The following is a 15313-nucleotide window of genomic DNA, read 5'->3' as shown; positions in this document are numbered from 1 at the left end:
GTAATTAAAATTGACAGTTAAATCCAAAAACGATAGTTCTAAGCGGTGGCAACACCTGTCCGATGGTTCCGGTTCCTAAACCCGACGGGCCACCTTGCACCGTGGTTTCGGTGTCGAGCACATACTTGTTTTTTGCCCAAGTAAATAAATTTTGCCCTTGTGCGAAGATGTTGACATTCGACATTTTCGTGCTGGATAGCCAACTGGCTGGCAGGCGATAGGACAAGTTTACGGAACGTAGTTTGATGTAAGATGCATCGCCGTACACCGCATTAGAATTTGTAAATTGATTGTACGAGGTGTACACCGGATTGCCTGGCGTCGTCGTTGCTGCTGGAATATCCGAACCACTATTCTCTGGTGTCCAGCGACCAAGCCAGTAATCATTCTGATTTACCATCGCACCCGGTCGGGTATTCAGAATTCGGGTGACGCCAAAGCGGTGGTTAAACTGGAAAAATACGCCCAGTTCAAATCCTTTATAAGTAAACGTGTTGTTGAAACCACCATAGAATGGTGTTCCCAAATCGGCCACATAACGATCATCTAAATTAATCACACCGTCTCCATTACGATCTTCATACATCGCAGCGCCGGTAGTAGGATTCACCCCTTGGTAATTGTACAAGCGCACTAAGTTGATGGGCTCGCCAACGATGAAGCTGCTGGCGAAGAAGGATTGCTCGATATTTGGAAATTCGAGCAACTTATTCCGGAAGAAGGTGAAGTTGGTCGATGTCTTCCATGTGAAATCTTGACTTTCGATGTTCGTTGTGTTTAATTCCAGCTCCAATCCCGTGTTTTGTATTACTGCTGGCAGATTAGATGTGTAACTATTATAACCAACTTGTGTAGGCAAACCTGCTGAGGTAATCTGATCGCCAGATCTGTTTCTAAAGTAATTTGCTGTGAATAAAATGCGATCTTTTAGGAAACCCAAGTCTAGTGCAAACTCCAATTTCTGCGTGGTTTCCCATTGTATGAACTCATTCGGTAAAGTGACCAAGTTCATGGTCGCATTGCCCAGATAAGCAGCGGAAGAAGAATATAATTGTAAATACAGGTAGTTTGCTATTTGATCATTACCGGTCGTTCCAAAACTTCCGCGTAGCTTACCGAAACTCAGAAAATCTAAATTGTCGGCAACAAAATCTTCTTTCGAGAATATCCAGCCCATACCAACCGCACCAAAATTTCCGAAGCGATTTTTAGGCCCGAATCGCGAAGATCCATCTCGACGGAAAGTACCGTTAAAGAGGTATTTCTCTTTCCAATCGTAGTTTAATTTACCAAATACCGCGTTGTATTTGTACATCACGAGGTTATTGCTCGCTGTGAATAAGCCCGCAGCATTCAAGGAGCCCAATAATGCATCATTGCTATAGTTCGATCCATTGGTGGTTTGCGTAGCCGAAGAGTTTTGTTGAAAACTCGTTCCTATTAACGCCGTCAAGTTGCCTTGCCCGATAGCTTTAGTATAGTTCAACGTCGGTTCGATGATCCAGTTCTGTGCTTTCGTATTCGAGAAAGACGAAGAGCCCAATGTTGTCGCCACGGTATTGTTTAAGCTTGTGGAAGGCGTTTGATTATTTTGCTGTAACTGTGTAATGGTATATCCAAAATTCGCCTTGGCTACTAGTCCGGGAGCAATGTTGTAGCTTAAGTTTGCATTCGAAATCAAGTTGTTGGTCTTGCCAATGTATTTGCGATCTAGTAATGCAATGGGATTGTTAATACCAAATGAGGAAGGCAACCAATGGTAGGTGCCATTTTCATTGTAAATAGGATAATTAGGTGGCAAATTGTAGAAAGAAGATACATCCGAACTCGGCATATCCGTCATGTCATTGGCATAACTTACCGAGAATGCCGCATTGAATTTACCATCATTAGATTTATGATCCAGATTTAAGCGGGAGGTAAAACGACTATTCTCACTATCGCCATAAAAGACAGTACTTTCTCGTCTATAACCTGAGTTGAAGAAGAAGCGGGTATATTCATTTCCCCCAGATAGGTTTGCTTGCGCATCCGTAATATGTCCGGTATTTCCAATTAGCAATTTTTGCCAATCCGTCGCGGCATTTTGATTCCATACGGTCAGATCTGGCGCATTAGCGGTCGTCGCCGTAGCGCCATCATTCGCAAAAGCATCTTTCCGTAAAGCCAAGTAATCCGGCAGATTCAACATCGGAATAAAACGATTTACTTCGGTGATTCCGGTATTGAAGTTGACGCCCACACGAGTGCGACCAGAAACGCCTTTTTTCGTCGTAATCAAAACCACACCATTTGCGCCACGACTTCCATAAATGGCAGTAGCATCCGCATCTTTCAAGATGTCAATCCGTTCAATATCTGACGGGTTAATCATATTAAATGGGCTCAATCCACCAGACGCACCTGAAATACCAAAGGCGTTTAGATTATCCGTCGCTGGTGCGCCGCCGTTGAAGTTGGTGAAAGGTACACCATCCACTACGTAAAGTGGAATAGATCCTGAGGTGGTACCGCTTAGCGAAGCTTGATTTCTGATTTGCACTTGAACGCCACTACCCGGCACACCGTTATTTTGTGCAATCAGCACGCCCGGCATTCTGCCGGAAAGCGCAGCAAGCGGATTGCCGACTGGCTGCGTTTCGATATCTTTTGCGGTGATGGAGGCGACAGATCCTGTGTTGAGACGACGGGTCGTCGTACCATAACCGATAACTACGACCTCTTCCAAACTTCCCTTTTCAGGAACGAGCTTAACAGAAGTGCCATCTTTAGGAAGATCTTTCACTGGGATTTCCAGTTTTTGATAGCCGATAAATGAAAATATCAGTGTTAGGTTGTCACCTTCAAGCAACATCCCCCAATGTCCGTTTGAATCCGTAGCGGTACTCATTTGCATATTGCGGTAATCCAATTTCTGGTAATTTTTTACCACAATGCTGACGCCTGCTAATGGTTCACCGACTTCGTTGACCACTTGTCCGGCAACTCGCGTTTTAGGTTGGGAATTTTCGCGAATGGCGATGATGTCGTTATTCATCAACTGCCAAGTTAGATCGCTGCCCTCGAGCGATTGACTCAGAACCTCTTTAACCGTCAATTGCTTTCCAACTAAGTTAATAGTCTTGTTAGGAAGGCTGTTTTTACTATAAAACATTTTGTATTTACTCTGCTCATTAATGGAGGCAAAAACATCCTCCAATTGGCCATTTCGAATAGAAATATCCATTTTTTGAGTTTGAGAATAAGCATATCCTGGCACATGGAGATGTGTTAAGCAGGATAACAGGATGGCGAGCCTCGCTGTCCTGGTTAGGTTAGGTAGTTTAGTATTCATAAGCTTGTGTAGATGCTATTGTTCTTGTGTTATGGCGTGATGTCGATATTTCCCTGTTTATCTTTCTGGTAACGGAAGGATGCAACGGCCTGCAAACCTTGCAGGATATCTTCGATCGGTTCGTTATCGAAGGTGGCAGAATACACCTGATTTGCTATTGCTTGGTTTTTTATGGTGATTTTCACGCCGTGAATGCGCTCCAGTCGGCGTGCAATTTGTGCGAGCGATTCATCCATTATCGTCACCCGTTTGACCATCCATTCTGTTTCGGTAGCTAGTCCATCTTTTTCAGAAATAGCGATCGATCGAATATTGGTCGCCGCATGATTGATTGTGTGTAACTTGTTGTTTTCGCGGATGGATTTTACTGCCGCTAAAGGTGTGTTTTCTAGTACAAATTTCTCTTTGGGTTTCAGGATAAATTTTTCCTTTTCCTGCCCAGTTTTCCATACTTCAACCTGACCACGAATGAGCGACGTTTCAGCAAGTTCATCTTCTTGGTAATCTCGCACGTTAAAAGCAGTTCCTAATACGCGGATTTCCATGCGTGGTGTATGGATTAAGAATGGCTTCTCTTCGTTTCTGGCGACATCAAAATAGGCTTCTCCAATGAGGGTGACCTCCCGAGTTGCGGCATCTTCGAATGATTTAGGGTAGATCAGCTTGCTTGATCCATTTAAGGTGATTTTTGAGCCATCTTCCAATGTAATTTCTTGCATTTCGCCACCGGCTAAATGAATCTCCATTTCCTGTTGAAAATAGTTGGTCTGTAGATAGTAACTAAGCAGGAGAAAGCCAGCCAAGAGAGCGGCCGCCGCCAAAGCAAAGCGCATTCTTCTTTTGGGTGCAGGATGTTTGGCCACCGATCTTTTGATATTGGCATCCACTTTCCCTAAGTTTTCGACTAACTCTGCTTCGCTAATATGATGTGTAGATTGGCGTGCGTAGTGCAGGTAGAAACTATCTAGCCAGCGCTTTTCTTCATCCGTCAGTGGTTCGCCGTTGCGATATCGCTTCAATAAAAGCTCAATATCCTTTTTATTCATTTTTCGTAGGTAGTTTGCCCGGCATTGCTGTCGGTTAGTTACAAGTATGACGGGGAAGCAAAGGAAAGGGAGTACTCTAATATTAAATTAATATTAAAAAAATGGGAATAAGAAGGATCGCAAGCTTTGCGCGTAGGTATCGCAGGGCATTATGTACTTGTTTTTTTGCAGTTTTCTCTGAGATGTGCAGTTTTTCCGCGATTTCTTTGTAGGAAAGCTGTTGTTCGCGGTTAAGTTCAAAGATTTCTTTGGTTCTATGAGGCAGTTGATTCTTTTTCTCTTCAATAAGCGCCAAGAGATCCTTTTCCAACAGATGCTCGTCGGCGTATGAAGATCCATAATTCTGGAAATGCAATAGTTCATCCATATATTTTGCCACTACTTTCTCGTGGCTAATATGGTCGAATATTTTATGTCGAACGGCCTGATAAAGGTAGGCGAGTGGTGTGCCGTGCACGTTCCAATTGTTGTGTTTTGCCCAAATAGTGAGGAATACATCTTGAATAATATCGTTGCACAATTCGGTATCGCCTGTCATGCGGTAGGCATGTCGATATAATGCGGTCTTGTGTCGAAGAAATAGCTCGTCGAAAGCACGCTGGTCACCCTCGTTGACGAGCGTCACCAGTGTCATATCATCTAAATCGACCCACCTATTCATGAAACTTGCTATTGTTATACTTTGCTAATTTGATAAAATTAAAAATTTATTGACTGATTTATATAAAATCTGTGATTAAAATGACTAATTGTTTTTATTTTATTAATGTTTATAGGTGTTGTTTGTAAATGTCTTTTTGGTGAGAAATATTTTGAGCAACTCAGATGTAGGTCTAAATTTAGGTATTGTTGAAATGTCTAGTCCTGTATCAGCTTTTCAGGACTAGACATTTTTTACTAAACGCTTGGCACGAAACAGAATTGTCTGATGCGGCAGAGAAAATAATTTTGACGATGACCAAAGAGATCACATTAATATAATATGAGGGTCTTCGTGATAAAACATATTCATTACCCCAATCACCAACTATAAACCGCTATCTACTGTGATTTTTTACAGATGAAATGTAATAAATAACTTATTGCAACATTATTGCGTTTTCTAGATTTTGTTCTATCTTTGATCATAGAACCATCGTGAATCTGCTGACTGACCAGATTGAGTTTGCCAACGTGATTGTGCTCAATAAATCGGATCTGGTTTCTGATGAAACACTTGGTGTGTTGGAAGCAGCGATTAAAAAGTTGAATCCCGAAGCCAAAACAATTCGTACGCAGTTCGGACGAGTAAAACCGCAAGAAATCATCGGCACAGGTGCTTTTGATTTCGAACTGGCTTCTTCTTCCTCGGGCTGGATCCAAGAATTGGAGAATGAGCATACGCCCGAAACGGAAGAATATGGCATTTCATCTTTTGTATTTCGGTCGAAAAAACCATTTCATCCCGAACGCTGGTACACCTACCTGAATGAAGATTATCCAAATAATTTGATTCGCGCGAAAGGACTTTTCTGGTTGGCTTCTCGACCCCATGTAGCCATTAGTTTTAGTCAGGCTGGCGGTAGTTTGCGATTAGAAAATGCGGGATCTTGGTGGAGTAGTATGTCCGAAGAAGTGCGCTATCAATATCCAGATTACGCAGATCTCCGCAATGATCTGTTGGCGCGCTGGCATCCAGAGTGGGAAGATCGCAAAAACGAACTGGTATTTATCGGCCAGAATTTGGATAAGGAAAAATGCATGGCTCAGCTTGAGGCCTGTCTATTAACAATAGAAGAGGAACAAGGTTGGAGAACTACCCATTGGAAGGATGAATTCCCACAGAATATTTAATCCATAAATTCGGTCGCACGATTAAAGAATGAATACCTTGCTGAATCCGATAATTTCCTTTATTTGGTAATATTATGATAAATTCTTATATTTATGGTAATCAGTTTCAAACTTTAATTTGTTTATTATGAATGTATTGACTAACTCCGTAATAGTGTCATTCTTGACATTGTTTTCTACAATTAATTTTGATGAAGGATATAATATTGACAGGGGGCATAATGTTGATTCCAAATTTAGTCCTATAGAGCACACTTCTCTAGCTGCTAATGGCTCAATAATCCTACAGCAAGGATTGCTTTATCCATCAACACCTTATGGTGCATGGTTTCAAGGAGATGCTTCAAGCGAAATTGTCTGGGAAGTACTGGGAGGAAGTATAATATCTGGGCAAGGAACAATGCAAATAGAGTTTATAACGGATCCAAACCCTTTTTTAGGTACCAATAATTTATCGATTACAGCTTATTACACAGATTCATTTGGCCAGCAAAGAGTAGCAGGAGCGACTAGAAACGTAGCTTCTGGTGGAGGCGGTACGCCAATAGAGTGGTAATACTTTCATAGCGTTTTTCAGCTGCGTAAAGTAATGCGCACGTTTTACGAATAGTCCAGATAATTCTTCAATTGTTTGGGCTATTCTAGTTTTTCGAGACTTCGTCATTTAGCAGCCAATCGCTTTCGAATCGTACTGACAAACTCAGGAGAAATACCCAAATAAGAAGCAATATAATATTGCGGCACTCGCAATGGCACGGTTGGGTATAATTTAATAAAATCGAGATAGCGTTCAGTCGCCGTTTTAGAAATTGTATTGATCAATCTGTTTTGCACGGTAGAGAGATTTCGTTGTACCAACATTCGAAAAACGCGTTCGAATTTTGGTATAATGGAAAGCAGCTCTTCTTTGGTTTTTGGTGTCAGGACAAACATTTCTGTTTTTTCCATCGCTTCGATATAGAAATTGGATGGTTTTTGTTCGTGGAAGGACGCGATATCACTTACCCACCAGTCTTCCGCAGCAAATGATAATATCACTTCGATTCCCTTCTCATCTAGGTAATAGATTCGGACACATCCTTTGCGGATATATCCTTCAAATTGGCAAACTTCTCCTGCTCGCAGTAGGATCGTTTTACTCGGAACGGTTCTGCTTTCCAAGAGCTGGGTGAACGAGGACATCTCCTCGTCGGTCAGCGTGATCCATTTATTTACGTTCTGGACAATATTTTCAAACATCTAATCTGATTTTACGAACATCTGTTTTTGTATTTGTAGGGCACAAGCCAATAATGGCTAAGTTGCGGTACAATACGAGCTAAATATAGCTAGAAAACGGATAAACAGCATCAGATTACCCGCAGCGGATGCAGCACTACGGTCTTTGAAAACAGCAGAATATCTAATTGACCAGAAGAATTGAGCGAATTAACCTTACGTAAAAACTAATTTGTTGGCCCATGCAATCTCTTCTTCGTTGATCGAATGGCCAAAGTTTTCATACACTTCTACCGTTACGTCAGCATTCATTTCTGTCAAAATGCTAGCTGAATCATGCACCCGTTCTACAGGAACGTGCATATCAGGATCGCTCGTGCCGATGAATATCGGCGTTTGTGCAAAATCACCTTGATAGTTAACGCTATTTATTTTTTCTCCGATGACGCCGCCGATAATGGCTACAGCTCCACCATAGCGCTGTCCATTTCTAGCCAAGTACTCTAATGTAAGACACGCGCCCTGCGAAAAGCCAAAGAAATAAATGTTTTCCGCTTTTATTCCGTTATCCAAAACTTTTTTTGCTGTTTGTCCAACAATCCCTAGCGCCGAGCTCAGCCATGGTTCGTTTTGATCTACAGGTGCAATGAATGAATACGGATACCAAGTATGATTAGTAGCCTGGGGAGCCAATAAGGCATACTCTGAGACATTCAAATGCTGCGACAGACTCAAGATGTCTTGTGCTGAACCACCACGACCGTGCAGCATGATCAACGCTTTCTCAGCAGTGTCCAATGGCAAGCCGGCAGTCGTAATAGCTAAATTATGTGTCATTTAAGATTTTTATCGTTTGTACCAAACATCCTCAAATTCTTCGGGACGTTTTTTGAACTGTGCATTTACAAAAGGGCAGATCGGGATAATCTTTAAACTGTTTTCTCGAGCGAATGATACCAGTTTGTCGAGCAACAATTTAGAAAACCCTTTGCCAGCATACTCATCGCGCACCTCAGTATGAAATATACGTAACAAATCTCTGGAAATGGCGATGTCCATTTTACCCGCTTTTTTGTCGTTGGAGAATAACTGTATTTCTCCGCCGTTTTTTTCGTCTAATACTACTTCCGTTCTTTCCATAATGATACTTTATAATTTTGGTAAATTTTCTTCAATATCGCTTCGGATCCCTTCGTATTGTTTCGGTAATTTGAGATCTAGACCTAATTCTGCCAATGCTTCATCTTTGGTGAATCCAGGATTATCGGTGGCCAATTCGAAAAGCACCCCTCCCGGTTCGCGGAAATATAGGGAATAAAAATAATCGCGATCGATTTTTGGCGTTATTTGTAAGCCAGCAGATAGTATTTTTTCTCGAAAGTCCATCAAAATGTTGTCGTCTTTCACACGAAAAGCAATATGATGATTCGTTCCAGCCGCACCTCGTCCGTAAGGAATCGTTTCGTCGGCAATGATATCCACGATATTTGCTGTTTCTATGGCATCTGTGGATAAACGGAAGCGATTTCCTGCTTGCGTTTCGGTGCGATATCCTAAGATATCCGTCAGCACTTTGATCGTTGGATCGGCATTTTTGAGCGTCAAGATGACGTTATGAAAACCTTTCAGACCATTTTCAGCGGAAATTTCATCCGTAATCCAAGCGGTACGATTATCGGTTGTTTTTGGGGCAATGAATTGCAGCTGCAGGCCATCTGGGTCCGTGAAAGAAAGTGTTTTTTCGCCGAATATTTCTGTTTCCTCCCACGACACGTTGTTTGCGGTTAATCTATTTTTCCAAAAATCATAAGCTTCAGGATTGATTGCATAACCAATATGTGTGGCTTGTCCCGCTCCGTTGACGCCTTTTCCAATCCCTTCCCAAGGGAAGAAAGTAAGTATGGTTCCCGGAGCTCCTGTTTCATTCCCAAAATAAAAATGATAGGTGCCTGGATCATCAAAATTTACCGTTTTTTTGACCAAACGAACGCCTAATACACGGGTGTAAAAGTCTAAGTTCCTTTTCGCTTGATTGGCTATCGCGGTAATGTGATGCAATCCTAATATCTTATTTTCCATGATTTTTTCCTTTGTTATTTATACAAAGTTATGTGATTCCCAAACGCCAGAAATTGAACTGGATTAAGAAATATCTCAAAATTTATGATTAAATATTAAGAAATAAAAACTAATATAATCGAAAAAAAGTGTTTTTGAAAATGCTTTTCTAACGATGAAATCGATTTAAGAATTAGGTAGTTGTGACGGACAGAAAAATCCTACGGTCGCAAATGGCTAACAATAGCTTTGAACTTAGTGATATTTACTGAATCCAGATCATTTTCTGGATTCTCGATGTACTCTTTCATGGCATTGATATAGCTTTTACGAAATTCGTCTGTTTCCGGACTGAATTCGTATTTCTTTTTCTCCTTCTCCACCACTTTTAAGTTTTCGTTGTTAATACGGCGCTTGCCGTATTCGGATTCGTCCGACATGATCACCATATTTTTTTCGTAGCCTGGAATATACCGAACTACAAATGTCTGGTTTGGTGATGGGATCTGAATACTGTTGCGTATTGGATAGATGGATACATTGCTCGTCGTAAATTGACTTTCGACCGCTTTGCCTTCTGCAGTTTTCATCACGATGCCGTATTCCCAGATGTATTGCTCATTCATCATCGAGCTAGTTTGCTCTGCCGAAGTGATGATGGCTGTACCATTTGTGCCAAATTTTGCTAAAAACCAAGCATTTAAAATATTTCCGGCGAAGAAGTTGAGCATAGATAGGATGAAGCTAAAGACGAGGATCCTGATCTTGAATCTCCAAATAACTAGCAAAAAACCAATCAAATTGATCACCAGAATAGCGATCACCGAATGTTGGGCTAAGAAATATAATAGAGCAGATAGTACTTGCATACTGCAAAATAGTTATATATTAATGATAAATAAATATCGAGAGCATATTTTTTTGGGTCAGATGTCATTGATCTGATTGTGTTTTGAAGCTATCTATCATAAATAATATAAAGATGTTAAAATTTCTACCACTTCTATTTCTGGCTGTTGGTTTCATCAACCTTCCGGCATTACGTGAGGGTACACACGCCGTTACCCATCAGATGATCAGCTGGGATGCGCCAGGCAAGGTCACCATTAAGAAATTGGCAGATGGGCAATACAGCGTTGCGGGAGGCCAGAAAAGTAAGAAGAATGGAGACTACTTAAAGATCAATGGAACGCTGCAAGTAATGAATAGTAGAGAGCTGATCTTTCAGGGGGAGATCTTGACCAAGATTACTGGAATTAATAAAGACACGGAATGTAAAAGATCTGGAGAGTATCATTTCAAAGCCACGGGCAAAAGAAAGTATTATCGCTTGCAGGAGATGACTAATTGTGAAGGAGGGATGACCACCGAGTACGTCGATATTTACTTCTAAGAATTTACTTAATATGCGCCCATTATTGACTGTATTCGTATTTCTTTGCTGCTGCGCAAAGTCGTTTTCACAAGGGGAGCCTGCTCCTACAACAAGACTAAGCTCAGAAGAAACGACAACATTATTTCCTGCTGCTATCCGGCAGGCCTTGGATATCACATATCCCATCTTTCGAGTATATAAATATACCGATGAATTGGGCTGCTTATATACCGTTTTGACAGAAAGCAATGACCAAGTTACCGAGGAAGGCGACACGTTGAATACGAAGATTAAAGCACTGCAGCTTTTGGAAGAGCATGGTACACTCAGAAAACTATGGGAGGTGAAGGATGAAATTGGCCCCGAGGAATCTTCCATTCGATTTTGGACTAAATTTATTGATTTTGTAGATCATGACCGAGATGGTATAGTAGAACCCCTACTCATTTATGGTACATCTGCTGAAAACGGTTACGATGACGGTCATGTAAAGATTCTGATGTATTTCAAAGGGCAGAAGATCGCTATCAAGCATCAAAATGGTATTTTAGATTCCGAAAGAATAACTGTGGTCGATCGTGCATTTTACAATTTGCCAATGGCTGTACAAGATGCGGTCAAAGACAAGATAGAAATGTTGCAGGATGATAATTTAGCTATCTTTCCGTATGGTTGGCAGCAAGCCTTGAAAAAGAAAAAGTTAAGGTGGACGGAATAGTGGCAATGACGGCGACGGTATTTGAATAGATCAACGAAATCAAAAATAAAGCAAAATGAAATCATGATTAGAAAGGCTATAGAAGGTGATGTGTCGCTTTTGCAACATGTTGGAAGAAAAACTTTCTATGAGACATTTGCCTCAGCAAACTCGGAGAAAGACATGGTCGAATACTTAGAGAATGGTTTTTCTGAAAGTAAGATACTAGAGGAGTTACACGATGATGAATCGGCATTTTATCTAGCTTACGATGGGGAAATTGCGATGGGATACCTTAAATTGAATTGGGGGCATGCACAAACAGAACTTTCTAGGGAATCCTCTGCATTAGAAATTGAACGTATTTATGTTTTGCAAGAGTTTCAAGGCAAGCAGGTAGGTCAGGCCTTATATGCAAAAGCGGTGGAGATCGCGCAACAGAAACGTGTTCACTTTATTTGGTTAGGGGTTTGGGAAGAAAACTCAAAAGCGATCCGTTTCTATGAGAAAAATGGCTTTGTTGCATTCGATAAACATATCTTCCGTTTAGGACGGGATGAGCAGACAGACATTATGATGAAAAAAATGCTATAGAATCATGTTATTAGACTTACAACCAACTTTAGAAAATGATCTGATCATACTTCGGCCTTTGAAAGCAACGGACTTTGAGGAGCTGTATGCAACGGCTAACGATCCTGCTATCTGGGCAGGGCATCCTAATAAGAACCGCTGGCAACGAGAAATTTTTCAGACTTTCTTCGAAGGTGCTATGCAGAGCGGTAGCGCATTTCTCATTATAGACAAAGAGACAGAACAGGTTATTGGTAGTACACGCTATTATGATTATGATGCAGAAAGTAGAAGTATATTTGTGGGATATACTTTTTACGCTACCGCCTATTGGGGGAAAGGAATAAATCCTATTGTTAAAGCGATGATGCTGAACCACATTTTCCCTTTTGTGGATACGGTTCGATTTCATGTGGGGGCCGAAAATTTACGTTCTCAGATTGCCGTGACGCGGCTGGGCGCCGTGAAAGTCGATGAGTTGGAGATGCCGTATTTCGGAGAACCTTCGCGATTCAACTATGTGTATGAGCTCAGTAAGAGTGCGTATTTAAAGGCGAAGTCTTAATCATTAAAGGTTGATGATATAGCACATTGCTTAGTAAGACCCTAATCCTTCGGCATCACCTTATAAGTCGGGTCTTCCATGATGTTGACCTCTACAATGCCAGCTGCATTAGAAAGCAAGTGAATGCAATCGGGGCTGAGCGATTTTAGATGAACTTTCTTTCCTAATTTGGCGTATCGTTCCGTGATTTTGTGCAAAGCATCAATGGCAGACATATCCACCACGCGGCTTTCTTTAAAATTGATCACGATACTATCCGGATCTTCGCTCAGCTCAAACTTTTCCAAAAATGCAGTCGTCGAACCAAAGAACAGTGGCCCGTAAATCTCGTAATGTTTCACTCCATCATCATCCACATATTTCCGTGCTCGGATACGTTTCGCATTATCCCAAGCAAAAACCAAAGCGGAGATCACCACGCCAACGAGTACGGCCAAGGCCAGATTGTGCAATAGCACGGTGATGATGGCGACGAGTACGCCAACAAAGATATCGGACTTCGGGAACTTGTTGATAATGCGAAAGCTGAGCCACTCAAAAGTAGAAATAGCGACCATCATCATCACACCAACTAATGCCGCCATCGGAATCATCTCGATTAGCGGTCCGCCTATTAAGATCACGAATAAAATAGCGATCGCCCCGATGAAAGCAGATAAACGAGTTCGCGCACCTGCGTTGAGATTCACCAAAGATTGTGCGACCATGGCGCAACCGCCCATGCCGCCAAAAAATCCATTGACCACGTTTGCCGTTCCTTGCGCCATCGATTCTCGATTGGCTTTTCCTTTAGTGCCGGTGATCTCGTCGATCATGTTGAGCGTAAGCAACGATTCGATCAATCCGACACCCGCCATTACCAAAGCATATGGAAAAATGAGTTGTAGCGTATCTAACGTAAACGGAATTTGTGGGATATGAAAGCTCGGTAAAGAACCACTAACCGTGGCAATATCAATCACCTTTTTGGTATCTATCCCAAAATAGGTAACTAATCCGAAAACGACTAATATTGCTACAAGCGATGCCGGAACAGCTTTCGTCAATTTTGGCAATCCAATCACAATGGCGATGGTCAACAGAGTCAACCCAAGCATGTTATACAGTGGCGTGCCACTCATCCATTCGCTAGTATTGCCAGGGATTTTGAATTGCTCAACTTGTGATAAAAAGATAATAATGGCCAATCCGTTAAGAAAGCCGTACATCACCGGTTGCGGAATCAACCGCACAAATTTGCCCAGCTTAAAAAGTCCGACGGCAAACTGTAATAATCCAGCCAATACAACCGCGGCAAAAAGATATTCCACGCCGTGGGTAGAAGCTAACGCGATTAAAGTAACCACAGTAGCTCCGGCTCCGCCGGAAACCATGGCTGGTCTGCCGCCTAAGATAGAGGTGACCAAGCCCATCAGGAATGCAGCATATAATCCAGTCAATGGCGAAAGACCTGCCAAAATCGCAAAAGAGAGCGATTCGGGAATCATCGTCATCGCGACCGTGAGGCCAGCCAAGATTTCATTTTTAATGTTGATCTCTCGGACGGAGGTAAAAGGTGTCGTAATCGAAGCCAATTAATTATTTCGCTAAAGCGGCTTTCACCTTCGGAATGATCTCCGTGCCATAAATCTCGATAGATTTCATCATCTGCGCATGATCTGGGCTGCCGACATCCATGTGCGCAGCAAATCGCGTAAGGCCAAATGATTCTTGAATTTCTAAAATTTTGTCGACCATATCATTGGCTTCGCCCACCAAAAGATGACCATGTTTAGCACGTCCAAAATCGTATTGCGAGCGTTGGTACGGCGGCCAGCCGCGCGATGCGCCTACGCGATTCATCTGCGCTGCATAAAATGGATAATACCATTCTGCAATCGCTTTGGAATTTTCGCCAAAGAAAGTATGCATGTGTACGCCGACTTGGAAATTAGCCATATCGTGACCATTGTCGGTATAGGCTTGTTGATATACTTCAAACAACGATTGGAAACTCGCATAAGTTCCACCAATGATGGCAAACATGACCGGTAAACCCAGTTTGCCCGCGCGAATCACAGATTCTGTTGTGCCGCCAACAGCCACCCAAATTGGTAGTTTTTTGACGGCGCGAGGATAGACCTCCTGATTGATCAACGAAGCACGATGCTTGCCCGTCCAGTTCACGGTTTCATTGTTATTGATTTGTAAGAGCAGATTCAGCTTCTCCGTAAACAGTGAGCTGTAATCTTTCAAGTCATAACCGTACAATGGGAAGGATTCGATAAACGATCCGCGTCCGGCCATCAGTTCGGCACGTCCGTTGGACAATAAATCCACCGTCGCAAAATCTTGATATAATTTGACTGGATCACTCGAGCTGATGACCGAAACGGCACTTCCCAATTTGATGCGCTTGGTCACCGTAGATGCTGCGGCCAAAATGATTTCGGGCGAAGCTACTGCGTAGTCAGGGCGATGATGCTCGCCCATGCCGAAGAAATCTAAGCCCACTTCGTCCATCAGTTTGATCTCTTCGATAATTTCGAGTAATCGTTGCTGCGGTGCTTGTATCGCGCCAGTTTTTTGATCAATCTGTAGATCGCCAAACATGCCTATGCCTAATTCCATGCGT

Annotated in this window: 16 protein-coding genes; 6 read left to right on the top strand and 10 right to left on the bottom strand. The window is 42.2% G+C overall.

Annotation, left to right across the window (positions count from 1 at the left end; translation table 11 throughout):
- Positions 1-4: 4 nt before the first annotated feature.
- The 3 genes from AC3IRT_RS17065 to AC3IRT_RS17055 all read right to left on the bottom strand — a co-directional run bounded on the left by AC3IRT_RS17065 (position 5) and on the right by AC3IRT_RS17055 (position 5041).
- On the bottom strand, positions 5-3226 hold the full coding sequence (locus AC3IRT_RS17065; RefSeq protein ID WP_489394400.1) for a SusC/RagA family TonB-linked outer membrane protein: 3222 nt from the start codon (positions 3224-3226) through the stop codon (positions 5-7).
- 137 nt (positions 3227-3363) lie between these two features.
- A complete protein-coding gene (locus AC3IRT_RS17060; RefSeq protein ID WP_489394399.1) occupies positions 3364-4380 on the bottom strand; it encodes a FecR family protein in 1017 nt (338 codons plus the stop codon).
- Positions 4381-4462: 82 nt separating this feature from the next.
- Complete coding sequence (locus tag AC3IRT_RS17055; RefSeq protein WP_489394398.1) at positions 4463-5041, bottom strand: RNA polymerase sigma factor; 579 nt, start codon at positions 5039-5041, stop codon at positions 4463-4465.
- A gap of 413 nt (positions 5042-5454) precedes the next feature.
- Between AC3IRT_RS17055 and AC3IRT_RS17050 the strand changes: the two genes are divergently transcribed.
- Together AC3IRT_RS17050 and AC3IRT_RS17045 are read left to right on the top strand one after the other, a co-directional pair.
- Entirely contained in the window at positions 5455-6213 is a 759-nt protein-coding gene (locus tag AC3IRT_RS17050; RefSeq protein ID WP_489396146.1) for a GTP-binding protein, read from the top strand.
- A gap of 127 nt (positions 6214-6340) precedes the next feature.
- The gene (locus AC3IRT_RS17045; RefSeq protein ID WP_489394397.1) at positions 6341-6769 is read left to right on the top strand and encodes a hypothetical protein; all 429 of its coding nucleotides are present in this window, start codon (positions 6341-6343) and stop codon (positions 6767-6769) included.
- A 104-nt stretch (positions 6770-6873) separates the two neighbouring features.
- Here AC3IRT_RS17045 and AC3IRT_RS17040 read toward each other — a convergent pair whose 3' ends face one another.
- The 5 genes from AC3IRT_RS17040 to AC3IRT_RS17020 all read right to left on the bottom strand — a co-directional run bounded on the left by AC3IRT_RS17040 (position 6874) and on the right by AC3IRT_RS17020 (position 10358).
- Complete coding sequence (locus AC3IRT_RS17040; protein ID WP_489394396.1) at positions 6874-7452, bottom strand: Crp/Fnr family transcriptional regulator; 579 nt, start codon at positions 7450-7452, stop codon at positions 6874-6876.
- 195 nt (positions 7453-7647) lie between these two features.
- Positions 7648-8268 carry an alpha/beta hydrolase gene (locus AC3IRT_RS17035; RefSeq protein WP_489394395.1) on the bottom strand — a complete coding sequence of 207 codons (621 nt, stop codon included), beginning with the start codon at positions 8266-8268 and terminating at the stop codon, positions 7648-7650.
- Positions 8269-8277: 9 nt separating this feature from the next.
- Positions 8278-8571 carry a GNAT family N-acetyltransferase gene (locus AC3IRT_RS17030; RefSeq protein ID WP_489394394.1) on the bottom strand — a complete coding sequence of 98 codons (294 nt, stop codon included), beginning with the start codon at positions 8569-8571 and terminating at the stop codon, positions 8278-8280.
- Positions 8572-8580: 9 nt separating this feature from the next.
- Entirely contained in the window at positions 8581-9510 is a 930-nt protein-coding gene (locus tag AC3IRT_RS17025; RefSeq protein ID WP_489394393.1) for a ring-cleaving dioxygenase, read from the bottom strand.
- 200 nt (positions 9511-9710) lie between these two features.
- Entirely contained in the window at positions 9711-10358 is a 648-nt protein-coding gene (locus AC3IRT_RS17020) for a hypothetical protein (protein ID WP_489394392.1), read from the bottom strand.
- Between the two features lie 113 nt (positions 10359-10471).
- Between AC3IRT_RS17020 and AC3IRT_RS17015 the strand changes: the two genes are divergently transcribed.
- The 4 genes from AC3IRT_RS17015 (at position 10472) to AC3IRT_RS17000 (ending at position 12699) form a co-directional block, all read left to right on the top strand.
- Positions 10472-10882: a hypothetical protein gene (locus AC3IRT_RS17015; protein WP_489394391.1), complete on the top strand. Its 411-nt coding sequence runs from the start codon at positions 10472-10474 to the stop codon at positions 10880-10882.
- Between the two features lie 13 nt (positions 10883-10895).
- On the top strand, positions 10896-11582 hold the full coding sequence (locus AC3IRT_RS17010) for a M949_RS01915 family surface polysaccharide biosynthesis protein (protein WP_489394390.1): 687 nt from the start codon (positions 10896-10898) through the stop codon (positions 11580-11582).
- Between the two features lie 63 nt (positions 11583-11645).
- Positions 11646-12155: a GNAT family N-acetyltransferase gene (locus tag AC3IRT_RS17005; RefSeq protein ID WP_489394389.1), complete on the top strand. Its 510-nt coding sequence runs from the start codon at positions 11646-11648 to the stop codon at positions 12153-12155.
- Positions 12156-12159: 4 nt separating this feature from the next.
- The gene (locus AC3IRT_RS17000; RefSeq protein WP_489394388.1) at positions 12160-12699 is read left to right on the top strand and encodes a GNAT family N-acetyltransferase; all 540 of its coding nucleotides are present in this window, start codon (positions 12160-12162) and stop codon (positions 12697-12699) included.
- A 41-nt stretch (positions 12700-12740) separates the two neighbouring features.
- On the opposite strand, the gene AC3IRT_RS16995 is transcribed toward AC3IRT_RS17000, so the two are convergent.
- Positions 12741-14273: a SulP family inorganic anion transporter gene (locus AC3IRT_RS16995; RefSeq protein WP_489394387.1), complete on the bottom strand. Its 1533-nt coding sequence runs from the start codon at positions 14271-14273 to the stop codon at positions 12741-12743.
- A 4-nt stretch (positions 14274-14277) separates the two neighbouring features.
- Complete coding sequence (locus tag AC3IRT_RS16990; RefSeq protein WP_489394386.1) at positions 14278-15309, bottom strand: Atu2307/SP_0267 family LLM class monooxygenase; 1032 nt, start codon at positions 15307-15309, stop codon at positions 14278-14280.
- Between the last annotated feature and the right edge of the window lie 4 nt (positions 15310-15313).

This window comes from Sphingobacterium sp. KH_072 (genome assembly GCF_057837975.1).
Note: the sequence above shows the minus strand (reverse complement) of the source record. Positions and strands in the feature narration are given on the sequence as shown.